Raw genomic sequence first — 22,413 nt, 5'->3', positions numbered from 1 at the left:
GAATGATGAACCAGGCAGAAGTGCTGCGCCAGATTCGCGGCTTGACCGGCCCGCAGGCTGCCAAGGCCTATGCCAAGGCGCTGAACGATACCGGCTTTCAAGTGCGCCGCGCCATGCAGGATGAGATGCGCGCTGTGTTTGACCGTCCCACGGATTACATCTTGCGCAGCCCGTTTGTGCGCATGGCTACGGCCGCGAAGCTGAGCGTGACCATCGAGCCTACCTATATGGGCGGCAAGGGGATCGACCCGCAAAAGATCCTTGATGCCCAGACCTGGGGCGGTCGTCGTCGTGACAAGCGCAGCGAATCCGCGCTAAGGCGCGCAGGCATCTTGCCCAACGGCTACCAAACGGCCATTCCCAGCGATGACAGGGGTGGGCCTTATCCCGGCAGCGATGACGGCAAGGGCAACTTGCGCGGCCCGTTTCTGGTTCAGCTGATCAGCTATTTCCATGCATTTGGCGAGCAGGGCTACAAGGCCAACATGAGCGAGAAGGGCTATCAGCGCGTGCATCGCGGCACCAAAAAGCAGGCCGGCAGGCGCTACTTCGTGACCTACGGCAAGACACGCGGCGGGCCACGCATCACCCAGAAGGGTGAGCAAGACGAACGCACAGCTCACCTGGCCCCCGGCATCTGGGCTGCCAGCGGCACGGGCGGTGCCGATGTGCGCCCTGTGCTGATGTTTGTGCGCCCTGGCCGTGGCTACCAGCCCCGTTTTGACATGGACAAGGTAGCCAAGCGCGCAGACGCCGAGGCCTATCTGGAGCGCCGTATCCGTTACCGCTTGCGTGAGGCCGCAGGCGTATGACCGCAACCAATTTCAACGCGGCCATGCAGCCGCAAACGCAGATATCAGGAGGTGCAACCATGCAGCAATCCAAACCCGTTATGACCAGCAAAGATACCAGCGCAGAGGCTTTTGCCGAGCTGGGCAACGAGACCCGCCGCCGTTTGAGCGAAAAGCTCTATGAGACGCTGCGCCATGCCCACCAGCAGGGCGTGCGTGACATGAGCCGCCGTGAGCTGCGCGACTACTACAACCAGCAAACCGGCGTGTGGCTGGAGCTGTGCAGTGTGGCGAGCACCGTCAATGCCTTGCTGGCCGCCGGGCGGCTTGAGGAGGGAGCTGCACGCCGCTGCAGCGTGTCTCCGCGTCAGCGTGACGTTGTGCCTGTGAAGTGCAAGGCGAAGCAACAAGCCATCGCCTGATATCAGTTGGGCCTAGGGCAATGAATCACTACCCGCACCATATTGGTGACTTCAACAATGCCACCCGGCATTTAACGTTCGTTGAACGGGCGTTGTACCGGGAACTGCTGGATTTGTATTACGACACCGAGCAGCCGTTGAACCCGGACTTTGACAAGCTGGCGCGCCGTGTGCTGGCAACGTCTGATGAGCTGCGCAAGGCGCTGCAAGGGCTGCTGGATGAGTTCTTCACGCTGCAGGATGACGGCTGGCACAACGAGCGCTGTGATATCGAGTTGGCTGCATACCTGAAAAAACAGGAGCAGCAATCGCTTGCTGGCAAAGCGTCTGCGGCCAAACGCAGGGGCGGAAAGAAGCCCGCGCCGCCACTGGCTGGTGGTGCTGTGACTGGTCAACCGGGCCACGGTGGTGACGGTGAACCCGGTGCAACGGACGTTGAACGGTCGTTGAACGGACGTACAACCAACCAGAACCAGAACCATATCGATGATGAAGAAAAGGCGCGCACGGATGCCGTTGTGCCTGCTCGTGAAGCCGAATGGGCAACTGTGTTTGAAGAGTTTGGCGTGCAGGTTGACCACACCAGCATCCATGACCGCAAGAAGTTCTGGCCGTTGGCCAACAGCTGGTGCACCAGCCGCGTGACGGTGGGGCAGATGCGCTCTGCCGTGGCCCGTGCCCGAGCCGAGGCGCGCGAGCCGATCTCCTACCTGCCGTCCTACGTAGACCGGGTGCTGGCGACTGCCTCGGCCCCGATCAAGCCCCGTCCTGGCCGAAGTGAGCCACCCATCAAAACCCTCCACCAAGGCATAGGAGTGCATGCGCTGTGATGAATGAAATGAATCGCCAATCGGGCAGCCGCTCGCTGTCTGCTGCCATCCAGTCGGGTGTGCATCGTCCTCCGCTGGTGAAGCAGGCCGAATGCGATAGGCATGGCCCCTTCCAGTCGCTGTGCCATCTGGGCGACATCTGGCTGGGTTGCCCAGCATGCGCGGCGGCAGAGCGTGAGGCTGAGAGGCTGCGTGATGAGCAGCAGCGCCGCGCGGTGCGGGTGCAAGAGTGGGAGGCCAGGATGGGCCGCGCCGGCATCCCTGAGCGTTTTCGTGATCGAACGTTGGGGTCGTACGAGGTGAGCCATGAGGGTCAGCAAATGGCGTTGGACTTCGCCCAAGCGTACGCCGATGACTTCGCCAGGGTTCGCAAGACAGGACGCAGCGCGATCTTCATGGGCAACTTCGGCACGGGCAAGACGCACCTGGCCGTGGGCATCGGTCTACAGGTGATGCGCGAGCACAAGGCCAGTGTGCTGTTTGTCTCTGCAGGCCGCATCGTGCGCATGGTCAAGGACAGCTGGGCCCGCAACTCAGGCGTGACCGAGAGCGATGTGGTGGCGCAGATGGTGTTCCCGGATCTGCTGATCGTGGATGAGGTCGGTGTGCAGCAGGGTACGGAGTTTGAGCGCAATGTGATGTTCGACGTTCTCAATGAACGCTATGAGCAGCGCAAGCCTTCGCTGCTGTTGACCAACCACACGGTCGAGGATCTCAGTAGCAAGTACCTGGGCGAGCGGGTGGTTGATCGCCTGCGCGAGGACGGCGGGGCTGTCCTCAAGTTCTCCTGGGACAGCGGTCGCCGCGACATCGGAGGGCTGGCGGCATGAGGGCGGTGGTGCTCAAAAAATGGGCAGGCCATGGGTCCTCCCTGGCCTCCTCCGAAGCGGGTAATTCGAGCCGCATGTTTAGACTGTTGCGCAGTGCTTCTAGGGGGGTTAAGTGAAGATCCTGCCTTACTTGGATGCTCCTATTTCGCAAGCGGAATTTGCAGAAATTATCGGCGTCAGCGAGGCCCGTGTGAGCCAGCTGGTGAGCGAGAAGGTGATCACGCGCGGCGACACGGCCCACGAGTGGCTGCTGAGCTACTGCGAACGTCTGCGCGATGTCTCGGCGGGTCGGGCCGGCAGCGATGGAACGGATTTGGCCTATGAGCGTGCCTTGCTGACCCGGTCACAACGTGAGGCTCAAGACCTCAAGAACAAAGTGGCACGCGGGCAGTTTGCTCCCATCGGCCTGCTGGCTGACGTGCTGGGCCTGGCCAGTTCTGCGGTGGTCGACCACATGGATCAGGTCGAGGGGCAGATGCGCAAGGCCTGCCCAGACCTGCCCTATGAAGCCCTGGTTGTCGTGCTGCGTGTGCTGGCTGGTGCCCGCAATGAGTGGATCCGAGTCACGACAAAACAGATATCAGAGCAAATCGAAGGAATGGCCTTGGGCTTTGAAGAAGACGCAGGCCAAGCAGAAGAGGAGGGCGGTGAATGAGCGTTGTCACCATTGAAGCCATGGAGGCCATCAAGGCAGCCGCGGCGCTGGGAATGTCCAGCATGCGGGCTGAGGCTCCGCAAACCCTGTCGGAATGGGCCGCTGAGAATTTCCTGTTGGCTGGTGAGTCCAGCCACCAAAAGGGTGGTTGGGTGGCCTGGCCCTTTCAGATCGGCATTCTGGATTTCATGAGCGATGACCGCATCGAGGAACTGGCGGTCAAGAAGTCCAAACGGGTGGGCTATAGCAAGATGATCACGGCCTTTATTTGCTACAACATCGCCCACCGCCGGCGCAAGCAAGCGCTGTGGCAGCCGACAGATGATGACCGCGACAGCTTCGTCAAGTCGGAAATCGAGCCGCTGCTCGACCCTGTGAACGGTGTGCCGTCTGTTCTCGCTGCGCGCAAGCGAGGTGGGCGCATCGAAGAGACCATCAAATACAAGCCATTCCGTGACAGCGTGCTGCACCTGCTGGGCGGCAAGGCTGCGCGGGCATACCGCCGTATCACGGTCGCGGTGGCAATCCTTGATGAGTGGACGGCCTTTGACCAGACCATTGGTGCCAGCAAGGACAAGACGGCGGGCTCTCCCGGCAGCTTGGCCAAAGGGCGGTTGGAGGGGGCTCCATATCCCAAGTTCGTGGGCGGCAGCACGCCGGGCATCATGGGGCTGTGCCACGTCTCACGCGCCTGCGAGGATTCAGAAGATGAAGTTGATTACCTCATCGAGTGCCCCCGCTGCGGCGTAGAGCACACGCTGACCTGGGGTGGGCCTTCGGTGCTGCACGGCTTCAAGTGGGAACGCGGCAAGCCCGAGACCGTGCGCCATGTCTGCCCACATTGCCGCGACTCCATCACCCAGGCCGACTACATGCCGGGCGGTTGGCCCCTGGTCGGCGCCTGGGTGTGCCGTCGCTCAGGCAAGCGCTTTGGCGCTGATCGCATTTGGCGCGATGCCAGCGGCGAACCCTGCCGGCCACCGCGCACGGTGGGCGTGCATATCTGGGCTGCCTATAGCCCGCAGCGCCCCTGGTCCACCATTGCAGACGAATTCGAGAAGGCCGACCGTGCATTGAAAGAGGGTGATGCCGGCCCCATGACCAGCTTCACCAACGAAACTCTGGGCCAGGCCTGGGAGCTCAAGGGCGAAGCCGCTGATGAACATGCGCTGCAGGCCCGCGCCGAGCCCTACAAGTTGAAGACTGTGCCCGTGGGTGGCTTGATGCTCACGGCCAGCGTGGACGTGCAGCACACCTGGTGGGATATCAGCGTCTGGGCCTGGGGGCGAGGGCTGGAGAGCTGGGTGGTGGATCACCACATCATCGAGGGCAACCCTGCCAATGAAAGCGATTGGGAGCCGGTCACCGCCTATCTGCAAAGCCGTTACAAGCAGCTGTGGAACGGCAGCAGCATGGGCATCACGGCCACCAATGTGGACAGCAGCGACCAGACGCAGGCGGTCTACAACTGGGTGACCAAGACGCAGAACGTCATTCCCAATTTGCGCGCTATCAAGGGCCGGCCTGGCATCGCTCTGGTGGGGCCCGTCACGCTGCAGGAGGTCAACTATCGTGGCCGCAAGATTGCGCGCGGGGTCAAGCTGTGGACTCTGGGCGTTGATAACGCCAAGGATCTGCTGCTAGGCCAACTTGCCATCAAGGAACCCGGACCTGGCTATCTGCACTTTAGCGAAGAGCTGCCACGCGAATGGTTTGAGCAGCTGACTGCTGAGCACCGTGTGCTGCAGCGGATCAACGGCAAGGATGTGTTTCGCTGGATGAAGCGCCGGCAGCGGAATGAGATCTTGGACTGCCGCAACTATGCGCTGCATGCCGCCATGGCCCAAGGGCTGCACAAATGGTCTGACGCCAAGTGGCAGTTGCTTGAGCAGGCTGTGCAACCGCCGCGCGACCTATTCAGCCCGCCTGAAACAGATGCCAGCGATGCAGCTCCAGTTTTGGAAGAGCCTGCACCTCGCGCTGTCACTCCGTCCATCCCACCAAAGCCAGCGGCCCAGCGCCGCCCCCGATCCTCTTTTGCCAGCGAAGAATGGAGCAGCAGACTATGACAGTGAATACTAACAAGAGCCAAGCAGACGCCGCACAAGTGGCCGATTCCGTGTTGCAACTCGAGTGCGATATGGTGGAGATCGCGCGGCAAGAGCTGGGCATCAGTGAGGTCGAGGCCTTGAAGGTGGCCCAGGCCTTTGTGCATGGCCTGCGCAAGCGCTACGGCGGCATGCGTATGGGCGGGCGTGGGGCGTCCATCTACATTCCCTCGCCCAGCAAGGCCGAGCGCAACAAGGCTATCTGTGAGGAGTTTGACGGCACCAACCATCTGGAGGTCATGCGGCGCCACGGCATCCAGCGTGCCACGCTCTACCGGGTCATTTCTGCCAAGGCTGGATCTGCGCGCATCGGTGTGGCCAGCGCCAAGGCGCCTTGAGAAAGTCTCATTTGTCGGCATGCAATGAGACGGCAAACCTCGTAGCGTGCTGCACAAAGGCAGGCAACACATGACCATCATTACCCAAGAGCATCTGGATCAGATCGACCTGGCGATTGCCAGCGGCGAGCTCAGCGTTTCCTATCAGGGGCGCAACGTCACATATCAGACCACCGATGCGCTGCTCAAGGCGCGCTCTCATATCGCGCGGCTGCTTGCGCAGAAGTCGCGCCAGGGCGCGGCCACATTTGGCGGCCGTGGTTACGGCCTGGCCAGTTTTGACCGCGATTAAGGAGCTCACATATGGCCAACATCATTGATAGTCTCGTGAGCTACGTGGCACCCGAGGCGGCCTTGCGCCGCGCCCAAGCCAGGAAGGTGCTTTCTCATTACGAGGCCGCACAGCCCAGCAGGCTGCGCAAGAACCGCAACACCAACCCGTCGCCCAATCTGCTGGTGGGCCGCAGCGCTTCTGCATTGCGCAACCACGCGCGCTATCTGGAGCGCAATCACGATATCACCCGTGGTGTGCTACGCACCTTGGTGAACAACGTGGTGGGCCCCAACGGCATCGGCATCGAGCCCCAGCCGCGCCGCCGCGATGGAACCATCCACAAAGAATATGCCGATCAGCTGCGCCAGTTGCACCGCAAGTGGAGCAAAGCGCCCGAGGTGACTGGGCGCATGCATTGGTCGCAGGCCCAGCGCATGGCTGCCTACACCTGGCTGCGCGATGGGGAAGTGTTTGCGCAGCAGGTAGTCGGCAATGCGCCGGGCTTGGTGCATGGCAGCAAGGTGCCTTTCAGCCTGGAGATTCTTGAGCCTGACTTTGTGCCGCTTGACTTCACCGATCTCAGCCGCAAAATTCGCCAAGGCATTCAGGTAAATGACTGGGGGCGACCCATGGCCTATCACGTCTTCAAGCGTGACCCGCGCGAGTCAGGCGCCTGGATCACGCCAGCAGATCTCAAAACCATTCCTGCGGGCAACATGCTGCATGTCTCCACCATGGACCGACTGCATCAGTGGCGTGGCATCAGCGAGCTGGCGAGCGTGCTCAACCGCGTGGAGGATCTGAAAGACTATGAGGAAAGCGAGCGCATCGCCGCCAAGATTGCGGCCAGCATGGCGGCCTACGTCAAGCGCTTGCCTGGTGTCGAGGGCTTTGACCCAGGTGCAGATACCCGTGAGAAAGACGACAAGGGCAACCCGCTGCCGCGTGACTTGCGCCTGCAGCCGGGCATGATCTTCGATGACCTGATGGTGGGCGAAGAGGTGGGCCTCATCGATACCAATCGACCCAACCCCAATCTGGTGGCCTGGCGCTCGGGCCAGCTCAAGGCCTATGCGGCAGGCGTAGGCGCCAGTTACAGCAGCATCAGCCGAGACTATGGCGGCACCTACAGTTCGCTGCGCCAAGAGTTGGTGGAGCAGTGGGTGCACTATGCCGTGCTGGCCGATGACTTTGCAGGTCAGTTCAGTCTGCCTGTCTGGGAGATGTTTGTGCGCGTTGCCCATCTGAGTGGCGCTTTGCCCATGCCTGATGATGTTGAGCCAGGCTCAGAAGATGATTGCCTTTTGATCGGGCAGTCCATGCCCTGGATCGACCCCCTCAAGGAAGCCAATGCCTGGGAGAGGCTGGTGCAAGCCGGATTTGCAAGCGAGGTGGAAGTCATTCGTCGCCGTGGTGGCAATCCGCGTGAGGTGCTTGATCAGATTCAGCAATATCGGCAGGAGGCAGCAGAAAGAGGACTGAAGATGTCATCTGATCCTGCTGGAGGCAATCAGCGCAGAGTTCGAGGGCATGGTTTGTCAGAGTAAGAATGACTAATTTCGCGCCTTTCTAGGACTCTGTCGTTGCCAATGTTGCTTATCGAAGGAAGCTTAGCCGGGGTATATCAACGGCTACTTGCGGAGATTGCCGAAGTAGTAAGACTTTTGATAAAGCGCGAAAGCATGGCTGGCATAAGTATGAATTTTTTGCAAGCGTATGGTGTCAGTCACAAGCGCGGATAGAAATTGATTCTGAAATTCATTGGTTACAATGTGCTACACAAACCAACTTGTGAGGCATACAGTGGATACCGTAATTGAAAATAGAGAATGGGTATTTAGCGGGATTGGAATATTGGTTTTGACAGCTTTGTGGAAAATATTTGGTAATATGGTTAAGACATTATTTGGGATTAAGTTATCAAATAATGATGAAAATCATCCTGCACCGGTGAGTATTAATAATACTGTGAACGTACATAACATGGATAATGGAAGCCCTTCAAAAACTGATGAGGTGGTGAAGAGCTTAGACTCAATCAAGCAGCATAAACGAATTTTATTTATTGATGATGATACAAAATTCAAAGTTGTTAAGATACTCTACAACAGTGGGTGGATTTTTACAAAACACGTGAAGGATGCTAAGAGTCTCATTGATAGAGAAATCTTAGAAGCTGACATTATTTTTATTGATATTCAAGGTGTCGGTGCAGCATTAGGATTTAAAGATGAAGGTCTTGGCTTGGCGTTGGCGCTTAAAGACAAATACCCAGAGAAAAAGATTGTTATTTACTCAGTAATAGAGGATGGTAATAGATTTCATGATGCTTTAAGAAAGGCAGATTCTTTTCTTTCAAAGAATGCTGATCCCTACGAGTTTGAAAAAACGGTTGAGGAATTGCTCTTAGGGAAATAATATGCGCTACAGATTAGTTAACAATAATAATGATATTATTTACTGCAATCTTTTAGATAACGAGAAGCCATTAATAAATGAGATTAAGAACGAATCTACTTTATTAAGGGATGGTAGGGTAAGGTTCGGAGTAATTAAATCAAAAAATGGAGTAAGCTTTGCTTCATCAAGTAGGTCTGATTATTTGAAGAGTTCTCAGAAGTTTAAGACATCTCACAAAGCAATTCATAATTCGATTGAATTTGTGATGAGATCAATTGAAAAGCAGCAAGAGTCAAGCTTTAAGAATACGGGCAGATTGATTCATAATTTGACATCATTGAATGCTCATATTATTCAAGAGATATATTCGTTAGTACCTCAGCAGCTTCTGAGCGATCGCACAAGCGGGCACACTAAAATTGTGCAAGGAATAATAACAAACAGCAGCTATGAAGCTGCTTTGTCCTTATTAGCTATTGCCAAAGCTAGTGCATCAATGAAGACCGAATTCTCGGTGTTCAAGAAATTATTTAACCCTGACCCCACGCTTCAGAAAAAATATCATCAAATACATAAGGTATTGATGAATATCTTGTATTTGTTTTTTCAGGATTTCACGGATAAGAGCGTGATAGTGAAAATTACTGAAAGTACTGCGACAGGTTTTTTTGACTATGAGTCAATTCATGTTGCACTTTATCATGTGTTAGATAATGCAGCTAAGTATACAAAACCAAATTCCACAATTGAAATAACAATTTCGGAGGATGAGAACTACGTAAGTATTAATTTTGCAATGACTAGTTTGCGAATTTATGATTACGAAATACCTCGAATTTTTGAAGAAGGATTCTCTGGGAAGCTGTCTACAAATACCGCTAAAAAAGGGAGTGGAATTGGTACATTTTTAATTCGTGAAGTTCTTCGTATTAATAATGGTTATGTTGATTATTCCCATGTGGCTAGCAGTATTCACAAACACATGGGTATTGAATATCAAACTAACTCATTTAAAATTGGATTACCTCGTAAACATAAGGCTTAGTCAGGATCGTAGCTATAGGTAGTATAGAGAAATAAATAATTGACTATGTTGATACTTTCTCATGTGACGCCTCTAGTTTTTATATAAGAAGATGATCCGTTGATATTTACTTAAAGAAAGTCTCATTTCACGGCATGAAATGAGACAGCGAAACCCAGAAACTGCCTGCATTCCGCCCTTGAGGCGACAACGAATGCAGGCAGTTTTTCATGAGTACATCGCAAAAGTGGTTCGCCATCCGCCGCAAGACAGCGCAGGCTGCAGCGGCTGCGGGTGTGCAGTCTGCCGCCGAGATCCTGATCTACGGCGATATCGGTGAGAGCTGGTGGGAAGAGACCACCAACGCCCGCGACTTTGTGGCGGAGTTGCAGGCCCTGGATGTGCAGGCCATCACCGTGCGCATCAACAGCCTGGGCGGCAGCGTTCCAGACGGCTTTGCCATCTACAACGCCATGAAGCGCCACCCGGCCACCATCACCACTGAAGTGGATGGCATGGCTTTCAGCATTGCCAGCCTGATCGCCATGGGCGGCGACAAGGTGTGCATGGCTGAAAACGCCATGCTCATGGTGCATGCGCCCTGGACTTATGCAGCTGGCAATGCGGTCGAGCTGCGTGACATGGCCGACCAGTTGGACACCTGGGCAGCTGCCATGGCGACCAGCTATGCCCGCAAGACCGGCAATCACGATGCCGTCATGGCCTTGCTGTCCGACGGCAAGGACCATTTCTTTACCGCTGCCGAGGCCTTGGCAGACGGCTTCATTGACTCCATCACCGATGCGTCACCCGTCGCGGCCAGCGCTGCCCGTGACTTGCCCCTTTCCCGTTACCGCTCCCTGCCAGCTGCTTTGCAGCGGGCAGGGGGTACTTCTGCGGCGCCTGCCGCGCAATCCGCTCCTGATGAGGACAACATGAAAAAGAACCGCACCCATGTGCTGATGAACGCCATTGGCGCATCTGGCGCGCCGGCAGCTGGTGGCGGAAGCGCCGCACCAGCTGCAGCTGCTCCCGTCGCTGCCGCTTCCACGCCCGTGCCCGACGCCGCTGCGCAAGCTGCTGTGCTGGCTGCTGATCAGACCCGTCGTCAGTCCATTCGTGCATCGTTTGCTGCCTGGGCTGGTCGTGAAGGTGTGCAGGATCTGCAGCGCCAGTGCGAAGATGATCATTCCGTTTCTGCCGCTGCCGCTGGTGCTCGCCTGCTGGCTCACCTGGGCTCTCAGGCAACGCCTGTGGCTGGCGTGAACGTCACCACTGTGGAAGATGAGGGCGATAAGCGCCGCGATGCTGCTGTATCCGCGTTGCTGGTTCGTGCCGGCTACGCCACCAAGGAGCAGGTTTCTGCCCACGGCGGCAATCCATACCGTGGCATGAGCCTGGTGGAAATGGCCCGAGCCTCCCTGGAATCCGCTGGCGTCAGTGCCAAGGGCAAGGACAAGCGCGAGCTCGTCGCTGCAGCCTTCACTCAGTCCACCAGCGATTTCCCCATTCTGCTCACCGATGCCATTCACCGCGTGCTGCTGTCGGCATACGCCGTGCAGGCGCTGACCTGGCAGCGTTTCTGCAAACGCGGTCAGGTGTCGGACTTCCGTGAGCACCATCGTTTCCGTGTCGGCTCGCTGGGCAACCTGCAGCCCAAGGGCGAAAACGGCGAGTACAAGAATGTGCACATCCCCGATGGTGAAAAGTCCAGCATTGCAGCCGCAACCAAGGGCTTCATCATCAATCTGTCGCGCGAAATGATCATCAACGATGACCTGGGCGCGTTCACTGACCAGGCTGCCGCCATGGGGCGCAGTGCCGCCCGCACGGTCGAGGCTGATGTCTATGCGCTGCTGGGTGAAAACAACGGCCTGGGCCCGACGATGCTGGACGGCAAGCCTTTGCTGCATGCATCGCACGGCAACGTGGTGGCGGAAGCTGCGGCACCTTCCAGTGCTGCCTTTGAAGCCTTCCGCATCCTCATGGCCAAGCACAAGGACGTGAGCGGCAACGACTTCCTGGATCTGCGCCCCGCCGTGTGGCTGGGCCCCGTGGGTCTGGAGGGCCGCGCCAAGCTGATCAACAAGTCCGAGTACGAGATCAGCACCGATGTGAACCCCTTGACGCCCAACGTGGGCCTGGGCATGTTCCGCGACATCGTTGGCAGCCCCCGCCTGGAGGGCACTCGCCATTACGCCTTCACCGATGTCAATGAAGGTGCAGCCCTGGAGGTCGCCTTCCTCGATGGCGTGGATACGCCTTTCATCGAGCAGCAGGACGCATTCGATACCGACGGTGCGCGCTTCAAGGTTCGCCTCGATTACGGCGTGGCCGGTCACGACCACCGCTGCATCGCCACCAACGCCGGCCAGTAAGCCCTGCGGCTGATAAAGGAGTATTGAAATGGCAAACAACTTCATTCAGCCCGGCAAGGTGCTGGACTATGTGAACACCACCGCTGATGCGGTGGTCAGCGGGCAAGTCGTGCTGATCGGCGTCATTCTGGGTGTTGCCCTGCGCAACATCGCGCCGGGTCAAACCGGCTCCGTCCAGATCGATGGCGTCTTTGCCGTCCCTAAATTGGCAGGTGCGGCCATTGCACAGGGCGCGGTGCCTGTGTTCAAACCGGCCGAGGGTGCTTTCTCCGGGGCTGCAGCCGCAGCCGGCGACATCTCCGGTGCATGTGCAGTGGCCTTCGGTGCGGCCGCAGCTAACGCCGAAGTGGTGCATATCAAGTTCACCGGCGTGCCCGGCACTGTGCAGGCTTGAGGCACATGGCTGCATCTCTTGCCCCATTCGCAGCGGTTGAGTCTCGGCTCAATGCGTCAGTGCTGCGCCGTCTGGCCAATGCCACTGCCACCTGGCAGGGCGGTCAGCCGTTCGGCGTGATCTTTGATCGCTCGCAGCTCGAAGGCTTCATGGGTGATGCCGTTACCGGCGTTAGCAGGAGCGTTTCTCTGTGCGTTGCCAACGCCCCAGGCATTACCGAGGGCAGCACGGCCCTGGTTCTGTCGGGGCAGCCCTGCGAAGTCACAGGCCCAGTGGTTGCAGACGCCAGCGGCTGGGCCACTTTTCCCATCGTCTTTCTGAACTGATCGCCATGTTGTTGCTTGAACAAGTCATCAAGACGCGCCTGGCAGGGCGCAGCGCGTTGGCCTCTTGGCAGGTGCGCGGTGCTTCTGAACTGTGCGACCGCACCAAGGTGCCGGCCATCGAGGTGCGTATGTCCGGTGCCGGTCTGGGTGATGTGTCGCGTGAGGCCGCCCAGCTGGAGCCGCGCTGGTCTTGCGTGCTGGTTGCCAAGCGCAGTGAAGGTGCCGCTTCTGAGCTCGATGCCGCCATGGAGGATGTGGTGGGCTGCCTGCATGGCTGGCGCCCGGTGTCACCTGGCGGTCGGGCCTGGTCCGAGCTGCGCGCCGCTGGCGTGCGTGAGGCTGAGTTTGTGGACGCCGGCCTGGTCGGCTACGCGGTGGAGTTCACCACCGTCTCTGTTTTCGAGTCGCTGGACGCCTGAGGCCGGCGCCGTTCAATCTTTCAAAGGAGCTAGCCATGGCTGCACTGCCCCGCGTCAAGAAGGAATACCAGATTCCGCGTGGACGCCTTGTTTTCTATCCATTCGATGCTGATGGTCGCCCTGGGGGCGGCTACCAGTTCGGCAACTGCCCTGGTTTTTCCTTGAGCGTGGAAGGCGACAAGGCCCCTCATTACAGCTCTCAGGGCGGTCTGCGCGAGAAGGACGAAGAAGTCCTGATCGAGATCACCCGCAAGGCATCCATCACCTCCGACAACATCAGCGGCAGAAACTTGCGCATGTTCCTGTCCGGCACTTCCGAGACGCACTCTCAGGCCTCGGCCACGGTGACCGATGAGGAGCACAAGGTGGAGCCGGGCGGCATCTACCGTCTGGGCGTCAGCCCTGCAGCTCCGACCGGGGCGCGCAAGCTCAGTGCAGTAACGGTCAAGAGCAAATCCGGCTCCACTCCCTATGAGGTGGGCAAGGACTACGTAGTAGATGTAGACCTCGGCCTGCTACAGATCGTCGAGGGCGGTGCCATCTCCACGGCAACCCAAGTCGAGGTTGGCTACACGGCCGCCGAGACCACCTGGGAGCGCATCAAGTCCGGCAACGGCACGGATCTCAAGGGGGCTTTGCAGCTGATTGCCGACAACGCCCACGGCACCAATCGTGATTGGTGGTTCCCCAGCGTAGCCCTGTCGCCCACAGGCGAGCTGCCGCTGATTCAGGACGGCACCGACTACAGCCAGTTCGGCCTGGATGTGGAAGTCCTCAAGCCCGAGGACGGCGAGGCCGTCTATGTGGACGGCCGCGCGTCTGTGATTCCCTAACTCACTACTTTTACAGACCGCCCGGCACGCCGGGGCGGTTTGCACTGCGGCCAGCAAGCACCGGCTGCAGTGCAAACCGAAGCAACTACTTTCACTAAAGCACCGACGCCATGGCCTTCAAGCCCATTCAAATTGTGATCAATGCCAAAGACGATGCGTCTGCGGTGCTGAGCAGGCTTGAGGGCAAGTTGAAGCTCTTGGGTGCGTCGATTGCCGGCTACTTCGGCATCAAGGCATTTGCCGGTGTGGTGAAAAGTGCCGCAGATTTTGAAGCGGCCATGAGCCGCGTCAAGGCCGCCACCGAAGGCACGGCTGCAGAAATGGCCGCGCTGACCAAGGCCGCCCAGGATGCCGGCAGCAGTACCAAGTACACCGCAGTGGAGGCGGCTGGTGCTCTGGAGAACCTGGCGAAGGCTGGTTTGAGCGCGGGCGACTCCGTCAAGGCGCTGCCCGCCGTGCTGGCCTTGGCCCAGGCGGGTGATATCGAGCTGGGCAAGTCCAGTGAGTATGTGACCAAGGCCGTGATGGGCATGGGCCTGGCGTTTGACGATGCCGGCCGCGTGGCCGATGTGCTGGCCAAGGGCGCCAACGCCACCAACACCAGCGTAGAAGGGCTGGCCCAGGCGCTGAGCTATGCCGCGCCCGTTGCCAATTCCCTTGGCGTGAGCCTGGAGAGCACGGTCGCCATCATCGGCAAGTTTGCCGACGCGGGCATTGACGCCAGCCGTGCGGGTACGGCGCTGAACTCCATCATGAGTCAGTTTGCCGATCCGACCAGCAAGTTTCGCAAGGAGCTGGGTGCTGCAGGCATTGTCACCACCAACTTTGAGGAGGCTTTGCACCAACTGGCCGCCAAGGGCAAGGACGGCGAGAAAGCCATCAATGCCGTGGGCCTGGAGTCTGGCCCTGCGCTGCGCGCCTTGCTCAATCAGGGCATGGGTGCGCTGGATGAGCTGACGGGCAAGCTGCGAGAGGCGGGCGGCAGTGCCGAGGCTACGGCCAAGACCATGGCCGACAACCTCAACGGTTCCCTCAAGGGCCTGGGCAGCATGTGGGAGACCGTGACCCAGGTGCTGGGCAAGCCCGTGCTGCCGGTGGTGCGCAAGGGCGTGGATGAGCTGACCGGCGCGCTGCGCAAGGCGGTCGAAAACGGTCTGGTGGAGCGCTTCGGCCAGGCTCTGGCGACGGCCTTTGAGAACGGCCTCAAGTTCTTCCGCGCGTTTGCAGCCAACGTCAACTTTGACGCTGTGGTGCTGCGCCTGCAGGTCTTTGCCAGTGAGACGGGCGAGACGCTGCAGCGCATCGGCCAATACGCCACCAACGCTGGCAACACGGTGCAGCTGGCCTGGGGCGTAATGACGGCGGGCGTCAATGGTGTGCTGACTGCCATCTACGGGCTGGGCGCAGCGTTTGCGCAGATCGCTTCCAAGGTCATGGAGGGCGTGGCCCAGCTGCGCAGCGGATTGGCATCCGTCACCTTTGGCGGTCTCAGTGAGAGCTTTCGCTTGGCGGCGGCTGATGCCGAGGAGATGGCCGGCGCTTTTGCAGCCTCTGCCGATGCCCTCAAGGCCAAGGCTGCTGAGTCCTTGCAGGGCATGGCCGATGGTGCCCAGACAGCGCGTGATGCCTGGAGCGGCTTGACGGGGGAAGTGACTGCGGTGGGCAATGCTGCCGCTGCGGCAGCTCCCTCCATCGAGGCGGTGGCTGCTGGCATCGAGGCCACGGGCAAGGCAACTGCCAAAGCAGCCAAGGAGGCTGCTGCTAAGGCAGAGGCCGACCGCATTGCGGCCGAAAACCTCAAGCAACTCAAGGTCGAATATCAGCAACTGATTGCCAGTGGCAATCTGGATGCCGCTGGGCGCAAGCTGCAGGAAATTGCCAAGGCACAACGCGCTGCTGCAGGTACGGCAGAGGATGCGGCTAAGTCCACCGCATTGCTGGAGCAGGCCTACAAAGACCTGGGCATGACCACCAACGAGGATCTGCAGCGCATGGCTACGCAGGCGCGTGCAGCGTTTGATCAATTAGAGAAAGATGGTCAGCAGCCGCCCATGCGTATTGCCGAGGCCTGGAAGGCCATGGCAGACAAGGTCATTGCGGCCAATGGCGGAATTGCACCTGAATGGCTCAAGACCCAAGCTGCCGTCAAGGGCTATGTGGTGGAGCTGGATGAGGCCGGCAAAGCCATCGTCAACACCGACCGTGCCACACGTAGAGCCACGGCATCTATGGCGACGGGTTTCAATGACCTCAGTAAGTCGGTCCGTGGTGCTGGCAGAGAGCTGGACAGGTTCAATGACCGCAATGGTGATGATCGGTCTGGCGGCTACGGCACAGGTGGGGGCGGCGGCTCGATCAAAAACGAACCTTTTGACAAGCTTATGGGCCGGCCACCTACAGCCGAAGAACGGCAGGCGCTGGCCAATGGTCTTACGCCAATGGATGTGTTGGCCGGCGGCTCGCTGGCTGTGCGCAATGCCAATATCAAGGGTTCGCCAAGCATCATGCAGCAGAACTCTGGGCCGCTGAACCTCGTGCCGCAGTTCCAAACCCGGCAAGAGCTCGATGCCTGGTGGAAGCAATGGCAAAACCAGTATGCGCAGGACAATCCTTTCTCCGTCAAGAGCAGCGGCGCACTGGGCAACTATCAATATGACCTGACCCAGTTTGCGGTGAAGGAAGCAGGCAGGGCAATCGACCTGCAGCAGGCCGCCGCCAATGCCCGTCCCAAGCCAGAGGCCGAGCGCAAGCCAAGTGCCCCTAGCCCCGTGCCTCAGGCGCCGGCAGCCGCACCAGCTCCTGCACCTTCCCAGCCAGTCATCACCCACAGGCACGAAGTAGTGATTGGCGGCCGTCAATACAACGTGGGTACAGACGCAGCGGGCAGCACAGAGATGCAGCAACTGATGGCCGCGCTGGAGCGGGATGCCAAGCTGTCTGGAGGTGTTCACTGATGGCGGGTCATTTTCTCGCGGGTATCGAGCTGCCGCGCGGCATGTTGTGGGTAGACGAATTCAACTGGTCTGCCGTGCAGAAGACGGTCGAGCGCGGTATTACCGGCGTCCAGATCATCGACGCTGCTGCCCGCATCGAGGGCCGCCCCATCACCCTGCAGGCCGTGGAAGACCAGGGCTGGATTCGCCGCGCAACGCTGCGGGCCGTGCAGGCCTTGGTTGATGTGCCAGACGGTCAGTACCCGCTGCGCCTGGCTGACGGCCGTGAATTCACCGTGCAGTTTGCGGCAGATGACCCGATTGCCGCTGCGCCCATCTCTCGGCCCGAGCTGCCTGCCGCCACCCATCCCTATGTCGCCACGCTGCGGCTGATCACTGTTTAAGCGAGAAGAACAATGCCCATTCTGCAAGGCGATATCCAGCTGCGTGCCAGCCGCGTCATGGACGACGTACCTGAGGGTGGCGGTGGCCCGTCCAACGTCGTGATCGAGTCCGGGCAAGAGAACGCAATCATGCCCGACGTTTCTGAGATGGACCGCGCCATTGGCCGCGACAACATGCGTCAGGTGTTTGTGGGTGTGGATACCCAAGACCGCGACACCTATCAGGGCAGCAATGTCATCGTGGCAAAGCCCCCCGAAGATCCCAATATCTCCATCACCCTGTTTGCCACGGGCGGCGTCTATGACACCCGTGCCCAGGCGCAGGCCCGGCTGGAGGCCTACCTCAACAAAGGGTCGGAGTGGGTGGGTTACCTGTATGAGGATCACATCCAGGGCCAGCGCGTCATTCAGATCTTCCAGCGCCCCGGTACCGAGTTGCCTGCCGTGGGTAAGACCCTGGTGCTGGTGGGCAATGAAGGGCTGGCGAACGAGCAGATGCAGTATGTCCGCGCCATTCGCGTGACCAGCGTGGAGCGCTCTTTCACCTATGACACAGACAAAGACTACAAGGCGCTGATTGTCTCTGTCGAGATCTCGGATGCGCTGCGCTACGGCTTCACCGGCTCCCCGGCCAGCCGCCAGTTCACACGCCTGCTCAACAGCGCCCGCTTGCGCGATACGGTGGTAGCCGATGCGGGCAGCTATGTGGGCGTCACGCCTTTGCAAAAGGCTGCAGCCCTGGGCGATTTCACCATCATCGCTAAAACGATCATGACCCAGATCGTGCCCTCGGCCCAGAGCGAGACGCCCATCCCTGCCACCATTCCCTATGCGGCTGCAGGCTTGCCCATCTCTGCGGCCGAGGCCGTGACCTTCAGCACATCGCAGACCTGGAATTCCACCACCAATCTGGCCTTACCGGGTGGCTGCCTGCCGGGTTCGCTCTCCATCGTGGTGGGAGGAGTGACCTTGACCGACAAGGGCGGCATTCTTATGTCGGGTACTCAGCAGATCGGTCTGGTGGACTATGCGAACGGCATTGTTACGTCCAGCTCTGGAAGCTATGACGGCAGCAAGACCATCAGTTACCGGCCTGCAGCCTATATGCAGCGCGTGTCGCAGTCCAGTGAGATTCGCATCACGGCGGAGAACCGCAGCCAGAGCTACACGGGCTTTATCACGCCGCTGCCGGCGCGCGGCACGCTTAGCTTTAGCTACCGGGCGCAGGGCCGCTGGTATGTGTTGTCTGACGCCGGCGACGGCGCGCTGCGCGGTACCGACTCCAGCTATGGCGCGGGCACCTATAGCGCCGAGACCGGCAGCTTTGTCGTCACGTTGGGTGCTCTTCCCGATGTGGGTAGCTCCATCGTCCAGCACTGGGGCGTGCCCACGCAGGAGACGGTGCAGCCCGCCTCCGATCTGCTGATCAGCCAGACCATTGCCCTGGCCTTGCCTGCAGGGCAGGCGCTGTATCCCGGCGCTTTTGATATCAAGTGGATGGATGGCACGACCCAGCGCACGGCCACGGCATCCGCCGCTTGGCAGCTCCAGGGGGATGCCACGGGCGAGGTGCGTGTGGGCCGCTCCGAAGTGCTGTTTGCGCCCAAGCTGATGCCTGCCGTGGGCACGGTGCTCGATGTCACGGTCGATACGGCCCCTGCGGTCGAGGTGAACCTGCAGCACCCCTCGCGCAATGGACAGGGCCGTCTGGCCGTCTCGGCGGGCCAAGGCGCTTTGGTGCCATTCACCGTCGAGGTGGAATGGAACACCATGACCGATCAGGCTGTGCTGGGCGTCTATACCCGCGACCAGCTCAAAGAAATGGGCGTGACGTTGGTCGACCCGCTCCAGCTCGCACGCGATGACGGCAACGGCAAGCTGATGCTGAACGGCGTGCAGGTCGGCACGGTTAACTACAGCACGGGCGCGGTGGACTTCAATCCCGATGTCGTCATCAAGATCCCCAAGCCGGTCTACTCATCCCGCCAGGTCAGCGGCGGCGGCTTCTCGGGCGAGGTGGCCCAGTACCGCCTCAACTATGAGGGCATCGAGTACCTCAATGCCCCGTCTATCTACCCGAATGACGAAAGCGGCTACGTCAAGATTCGGTTTCGCACCACGGGCAGCGCCACGCGCCGCACGCTGCAGGTCACGTTTGCGCCTGAGTTTGATCTGGTCACGGGTGTGCAAGCCCCGGTGGTGCCGGGCTCGGTCGTGCTGATGCCCTCCAGTGGTCAGCCCTGGAGCGATGACGGCAGAGGGCTGTTGCGGGTGCTGACCTCGGGCGGCTTTGTGACGCGCGGCTCGGTCAACTACGCCACGGGCCGCGTGGGCCTGACCTCATGGACGCCGGGCAATGCGAACACGCTGCGCCGTGCAGGCTGCATCACCACGCTGGGCGATGCCATCTCAAGCGCCTATGTGTTCCGCACGGCGGCAGCGCCCCTGCGTCCAGGCTCCCTCACGGTACAGGTGCCCAGGGCCTCGGGCGGCTCTCAGAACGTCAGCGCGGGCATTGACGGCGCCATCACGGCCCCTGGTGTGGTCGGCACGGTGGACTACGAAACCGGCCTGGTGCGCCTGGGCTTCGGTGCCCTGGTCGTGGCCGCAGGCAATGAGGCCGAGCCCTGGTATGACGCGGCCAACGTCCAGCCCGACGGCAAGATCTTCAAGCCCCAGCCCGTGGTTGCGAGCGCCTTGCGCTACACGGCGGTGGCCTATGCCTATCTGCCCATGAATGCCGACATCATCGGCATTGATCCCGTGCGCCTGCCCAGCGACGGCAAGGTGCCCATCTTCCGGCCAGGCTCGCTGTGCGTGGTGGGTCACACCAAGACCAGCGCTCAGCTCAACGTCAGCAACAACCAGACCATCAACCTGGCCCGCGTGCGTCTGTCGCGTGTGGTCGTGCGCGATGCCAATGGCAAGACCCTGAATACCGGCTATTCCGCCGACCTGGAGGCCGGACTGGTCACCTTTACCGATGTGTCTGCCATGACCATGCCGGTGACGATCGAGGACCGGATCGAGGACATGGCCGTCGCCACGGATGTGCAGATCTCGGGCGAGATCACCTTCAACCGGGCGTTGACCCATGACTACCCGGTAAGCGGCACTTATGTCTCTAGCGCCCTGCAGGCCAGCGACCGCCGTGCCCGCGTCAGCCTGGATTTCTCGCAGCAGAGCTGGGTCGACAACGCCTGGGCCGATGCGCCCATGGGCCCTCTGATTCCTGCCAAGTATGACCAGAGCGTTTCTCCAATCGAGATCACCAACGCTGGCGGCAGCACTGAGCGCTGGGTGCTGCAGTTCACGACGACCAGCCAATTCAGGGTGATTGGTGAGCATGTGGGTGTGATTGCTACGGGTGACATCAATGCGGTCTGCTCGCCGCTCAACCCGGCTACCGGCAAGCCTTATTTCACGATCAAGCCGCTGGGCTGGGGCAGTGGCTGGGCCATCGGCAACATCCTGCGCATCAACACAGTGGGGGCCATTTACCCGTTCTGGGTGGTGCGAACCATCCAGCCCGGTCCCGAGACCGGCATCGAGCACAGCTTTTCCATCCTGGCGCGCGGCGATGTGAACCGCCCACAGTCCGCCTGATTACTGATTTGGAGAGATAGAAATGGCATCCATCGTAGACACCAGCGTCAAGCACGCGTACAGCTCCATGGCCGGGGCACCCGCGATCAGCGGAACGGCCGGCTCTTTGATTGCCACGCTCGACGCCTTCCTGGTCACAGGCTGGGGCAGCAAGGCCGTGGATTCGGCGGTCATCAGCAATGGCGTGTGTCGCCTGAACTTTGCCAGTGGCAAGAGTGCGGCAGAGGTCCATGCCGTCATCGCGGTGGCCGGCGCAACCCCCTCGGCCTTGAATGGCGAGCAACGTGTCACGGCCGTTGCCAACGGTTGGGTGGAGTTCAAGACTTCTTTACCAGACGGTGCTGCCACCGGCTCTATCAGCTTCAAGATGGCAGCGCTGGGTTGGGAGAAGGTTTTTACGGCGACCAACAAGGCGGTCTATCGGCCCACGGACCCCCGTGGCACCCGTCCCTTTGTGCGGGTCGACGATGGCAATGCGCAATACGCCCGCGTTCAGATGTTCGAGTCTATGACCGATATTGATGCGGGTGTCGGGGTTGCGCCTGCAACGGTGGCGGGTGGCTATTACTGGTTCAAGCGCACCAATGCGACGCCAAGCTACTGGGTGTTGCTCGGGGATAGCCGTGGCTTTTACTGTGCCGTCTCAAATAACTCGACCAGTGCAGTGAACACCAGCGGATACAGCTGCGTGACAGCCTATTGCGGTGACCTCAATAGTGCGCGTAGTGGCGATGCCTGGTGTGCTGCCTTGACCGGGGCTCCGTCTTCCAGCTCCACCGATATTTCAGGATGCCTGTTTCAGTCGAGTGTCTCGACCGGGATGACACTGCAGCGCAGCTCGATTGGATTGGGCGGAGCGCTTCAGACCAATCGAGTGATTTTTGGGACTCCATCAAACAGAAGTGGTGAAGATTCATTTTTGGGTGCCTTCCCATCCCGGGCAGATAACGGGCTGAGGCTGTCCTCCATATGGCTTCTGGACGGCGCGGGCACTACCAATGGGCCGCGCGGCGAGTTGCCTGGTGCGTTTCACTGTCCGCAGACTCAGGCGCTGGCTTCCTTTGGTGCGGATGTCCGAATCACGCCCGGCGTGGGCGTGCTATCGGGCAAACAGTTGCTGAGCGTTTGCATAGGTACGCCGAACAATTTCAACCAGGGCGTTGCATTCTTTGACGCCACTGGCCCCTGGAGATAAGTCATGCCGCAGTCTACAGCCTGGTCAATCTGCGGCATTGACACCCTGGATGCTGATTTGACGTTGAGCCGTGTGGTGCCTTGGGGACGTTCCGGGGCGTTGGCTCCTGTCTCAGTGGCGTCCAGTGTTGCACCCACTGCCGGATCGGTGATGAACCTGCTGGCTGACGATTCAACGATAGTGAGCTTTGCGGCTGGTGATGTGAGGCAGCCTGGTTTCAGTTTGACATTCACATTTTCAGAGCCTGTAGAGC

20 protein-coding genes are annotated in these 22,413 nt (G+C 59.7%); all 20 read left to right on the top strand.

The features are described from left to right. Positions 1-2 precede the first annotated feature (2 nt). The 20 genes from QYQ99_RS03695 (at position 3) to QYQ99_RS03600 (ending at position 22,160) form a co-directional block, all read left to right on the top strand. Positions 3-812, top strand: coding sequence for a hypothetical protein (locus tag QYQ99_RS03695; RefSeq protein WP_256631087.1), 810 nt, complete (start codon positions 3-5; stop codon positions 810-812). Positions 813-871: 59 nt separating this feature from the next. Beyond that, entirely contained in the window at positions 872-1,213 is a 342-nt protein-coding gene (locus tag QYQ99_RS03690) for a hypothetical protein (protein ID WP_302091473.1), read from the top strand. 20 nt (positions 1,214-1,233) lie between these two features. Then, positions 1,234-2,043 carry a YdaU family protein gene (locus QYQ99_RS03685; protein ID WP_302091472.1) on the top strand — a complete coding sequence of 270 codons (810 nt, stop codon included), beginning with the start codon at positions 1,234-1,236 and terminating at the stop codon, positions 2,041-2,043. Further along, positions 2,043-2,873, top strand: a complete 831-nt coding sequence (locus tag QYQ99_RS03680) for an ATP-binding protein (RefSeq protein WP_302091471.1) — start codon at positions 2,043-2,045, stop codon at positions 2,871-2,873. Before QYQ99_RS03685 ends, QYQ99_RS03680 begins: the two co-directional genes overlap by 1 nt. A 112-nt stretch (positions 2,874-2,985) precedes the next feature. Further along, entirely contained in the window at positions 2,986-3,528 is a 543-nt protein-coding gene (locus QYQ99_RS03675) for a hypothetical protein (protein WP_302091470.1), read from the top strand. Beyond that, on the top strand, positions 3,525-5,597 hold the full coding sequence (locus QYQ99_RS03670; RefSeq protein WP_302091469.1) for a phage terminase large subunit family protein: 2,073 nt from the start codon (positions 3,525-3,527) through the stop codon (positions 5,595-5,597). Before QYQ99_RS03675 ends, QYQ99_RS03670 begins: the two co-directional genes overlap by 4 nt. After that, positions 5,594-5,974, top strand: coding sequence for a Mor transcription activator family protein (locus QYQ99_RS03665; RefSeq protein WP_302091468.1), 381 nt, complete (start codon positions 5,594-5,596; stop codon positions 5,972-5,974). The genes QYQ99_RS03670 and QYQ99_RS03665 overlap by 4 nt, the downstream gene beginning before the upstream one ends. A gap of 70 nt (positions 5,975-6,044) precedes the next feature. Beyond that, positions 6,045-6,266, top strand: coding sequence for a phage head-tail joining protein (locus QYQ99_RS03660; protein WP_302091467.1), 222 nt, complete (start codon positions 6,045-6,047; stop codon positions 6,264-6,266). A gap of 11 nt (positions 6,267-6,277) precedes the next feature. Beyond that, positions 6,278-7,795, top strand: a complete 1,518-nt coding sequence (locus QYQ99_RS03655) for a phage portal protein (protein WP_302091466.1) — start codon at positions 6,278-6,280, stop codon at positions 7,793-7,795. A gap of 256 nt (positions 7,796-8,051) precedes the next feature. Beyond that, positions 8,052-8,666, top strand: coding sequence for a hypothetical protein (locus QYQ99_RS03650; RefSeq protein ID WP_302091465.1), 615 nt, complete (start codon positions 8,052-8,054; stop codon positions 8,664-8,666). 1 nt (position 8,667) lies between these two features. After that, a complete protein-coding gene (locus tag QYQ99_RS03645) occupies positions 8,668-9,693 on the top strand; it encodes a sensor histidine kinase (protein WP_302091464.1) in 1,026 nt (341 codons plus the stop codon). A 209-nt stretch (positions 9,694-9,902) separates the two neighbouring features. Then, on the top strand, positions 9,903-12,050 hold the full coding sequence (locus QYQ99_RS03640; protein ID WP_302091463.1) for a ClpP-like prohead protease/major capsid protein fusion protein: 2,148 nt from the start codon (positions 9,903-9,905) through the stop codon (positions 12,048-12,050). 28 nt (positions 12,051-12,078) lie between these two features. Then, the gene (locus QYQ99_RS03635; protein WP_302091462.1) at positions 12,079-12,444 is read left to right on the top strand and encodes a DUF2190 family protein; all 366 of its coding nucleotides are present in this window, start codon (positions 12,079-12,081) and stop codon (positions 12,442-12,444) included. Positions 12,445-12,449: 5 nt separating this feature from the next. Then, on the top strand, positions 12,450-12,770 hold the full coding sequence (locus QYQ99_RS03630; RefSeq protein WP_302091461.1) for a head-tail joining protein: 321 nt from the start codon (positions 12,450-12,452) through the stop codon (positions 12,768-12,770). 5 nt (positions 12,771-12,775) lie between these two features. Then, complete coding sequence (locus QYQ99_RS03625) at positions 12,776-13,189, top strand: hypothetical protein (RefSeq protein WP_302091460.1); 414 nt, start codon at positions 12,776-12,778, stop codon at positions 13,187-13,189. 35 nt (positions 13,190-13,224) lie between these two features. After that, complete coding sequence (locus tag QYQ99_RS03620) at positions 13,225-14,022, top strand: hypothetical protein (protein ID WP_302091459.1); 798 nt, start codon at positions 13,225-13,227, stop codon at positions 14,020-14,022. A gap of 110 nt (positions 14,023-14,132) precedes the next feature. Further along, positions 14,133-16,976, top strand: a complete 2,844-nt coding sequence (locus QYQ99_RS03615) for a phage tail tape measure protein (RefSeq protein WP_302091458.1) — start codon at positions 14,133-14,135, stop codon at positions 16,974-16,976. After that, positions 16,976-17,359 carry a hypothetical protein gene (locus QYQ99_RS03610; RefSeq protein ID WP_302091457.1) on the top strand — a complete coding sequence of 128 codons (384 nt, stop codon included), beginning with the start codon at positions 16,976-16,978 and terminating at the stop codon, positions 17,357-17,359. Before QYQ99_RS03615 ends, QYQ99_RS03610 begins: the two co-directional genes overlap by 1 nt. 12 nt (positions 17,360-17,371) lie before the next feature. Continuing rightward, positions 17,372-20,965: a hypothetical protein gene (locus QYQ99_RS03605; RefSeq protein ID WP_302091456.1), complete on the top strand. Its 3,594-nt coding sequence runs from the start codon at positions 17,372-17,374 to the stop codon at positions 20,963-20,965. A gap of 22 nt (positions 20,966-20,987) precedes the next feature. Beyond that, on the top strand, positions 20,988-22,160 hold the full coding sequence (locus tag QYQ99_RS03600; RefSeq protein ID WP_302091455.1) for a hypothetical protein: 1,173 nt from the start codon (positions 20,988-20,990) through the stop codon (positions 22,158-22,160). The last annotated feature ends 253 nt before the right edge of the window (positions 22,161-22,413 follow it).

This window comes from Comamonas testosteroni (assembly GCF_030505195.1).
Lineage (GTDB): Bacteria > Pseudomonadota > Gammaproteobacteria > Burkholderiales > Burkholderiaceae_C > Comamonas > Comamonas testosteroni_G.
This window is presented reverse-complemented; position numbering and strand designations above follow the sequence as displayed.

Bases quoted from the DNA above. Each gene is read 5' to 3' on its own strand.
- QYQ99_RS03695 (WP_256631087.1), top strand. From the start codon at position 3: ATGATGAACCAGGCAGAAGTGCTGCGCCAGATTCGCGGCTTGACCGGC.
- QYQ99_RS03690 (WP_302091473.1), top strand. From the start codon at position 872: ATGCAGCAATCCAAACCCGTTATGACCAGCAAAGATACCAGCGCAGAG.
- QYQ99_RS03685 (WP_302091472.1), top strand. From the start codon at position 1,234: ATGAATCACTACCCGCACCATATTGGTGACTTCAACAATGCCACCCGG.
- QYQ99_RS03680 (WP_302091471.1), top strand. From the start codon at position 2,043: ATGAATGAAATGAATCGCCAATCGGGCAGCCGCTCGCTGTCTGCTGCC.
- QYQ99_RS03670 (WP_302091469.1), top strand. From the start codon at position 3,525: ATGAGCGTTGTCACCATTGAAGCCATGGAGGCCATCAAGGCAGCCGCG.
- QYQ99_RS03665 (WP_302091468.1), top strand. From the start codon at position 5,594: ATGACAGTGAATACTAACAAGAGCCAAGCAGACGCCGCACAAGTGGCC.
- QYQ99_RS03660 (WP_302091467.1), top strand. From the start codon at position 6,045: ATGACCATCATTACCCAAGAGCATCTGGATCAGATCGACCTGGCGATT.
- QYQ99_RS03655 (WP_302091466.1), top strand. From the start codon at position 6,278: ATGGCCAACATCATTGATAGTCTCGTGAGCTACGTGGCACCCGAGGCG.
- QYQ99_RS03645 (WP_302091464.1), top strand. From the start codon at position 8,668: ATGCGCTACAGATTAGTTAACAATAATAATGATATTATTTACTGCAAT.
- QYQ99_RS03640 (WP_302091463.1), top strand. From the start codon at position 9,903: ATGAGTACATCGCAAAAGTGGTTCGCCATCCGCCGCAAGACAGCGCAG.
- QYQ99_RS03635 (WP_302091462.1), top strand. From the start codon at position 12,079: ATGGCAAACAACTTCATTCAGCCCGGCAAGGTGCTGGACTATGTGAAC.
- QYQ99_RS03630 (WP_302091461.1), top strand. From the start codon at position 12,450: ATGGCTGCATCTCTTGCCCCATTCGCAGCGGTTGAGTCTCGGCTCAAT.
- QYQ99_RS03625 (WP_302091460.1), top strand. From the start codon at position 12,776: ATGTTGTTGCTTGAACAAGTCATCAAGACGCGCCTGGCAGGGCGCAGC.
- QYQ99_RS03620 (WP_302091459.1), top strand. From the start codon at position 13,225: ATGGCTGCACTGCCCCGCGTCAAGAAGGAATACCAGATTCCGCGTGGA.
- QYQ99_RS03615 (WP_302091458.1), top strand. From the start codon at position 14,133: ATGGCCTTCAAGCCCATTCAAATTGTGATCAATGCCAAAGACGATGCG.
- QYQ99_RS03610 (WP_302091457.1), top strand. From the start codon at position 16,976: ATGGCGGGTCATTTTCTCGCGGGTATCGAGCTGCCGCGCGGCATGTTG.
- QYQ99_RS03605 (WP_302091456.1), top strand. From the start codon at position 17,372: ATGCCCATTCTGCAAGGCGATATCCAGCTGCGTGCCAGCCGCGTCATG.
- QYQ99_RS03600 (WP_302091455.1), top strand. From the start codon at position 20,988: ATGGCATCCATCGTAGACACCAGCGTCAAGCACGCGTACAGCTCCATG.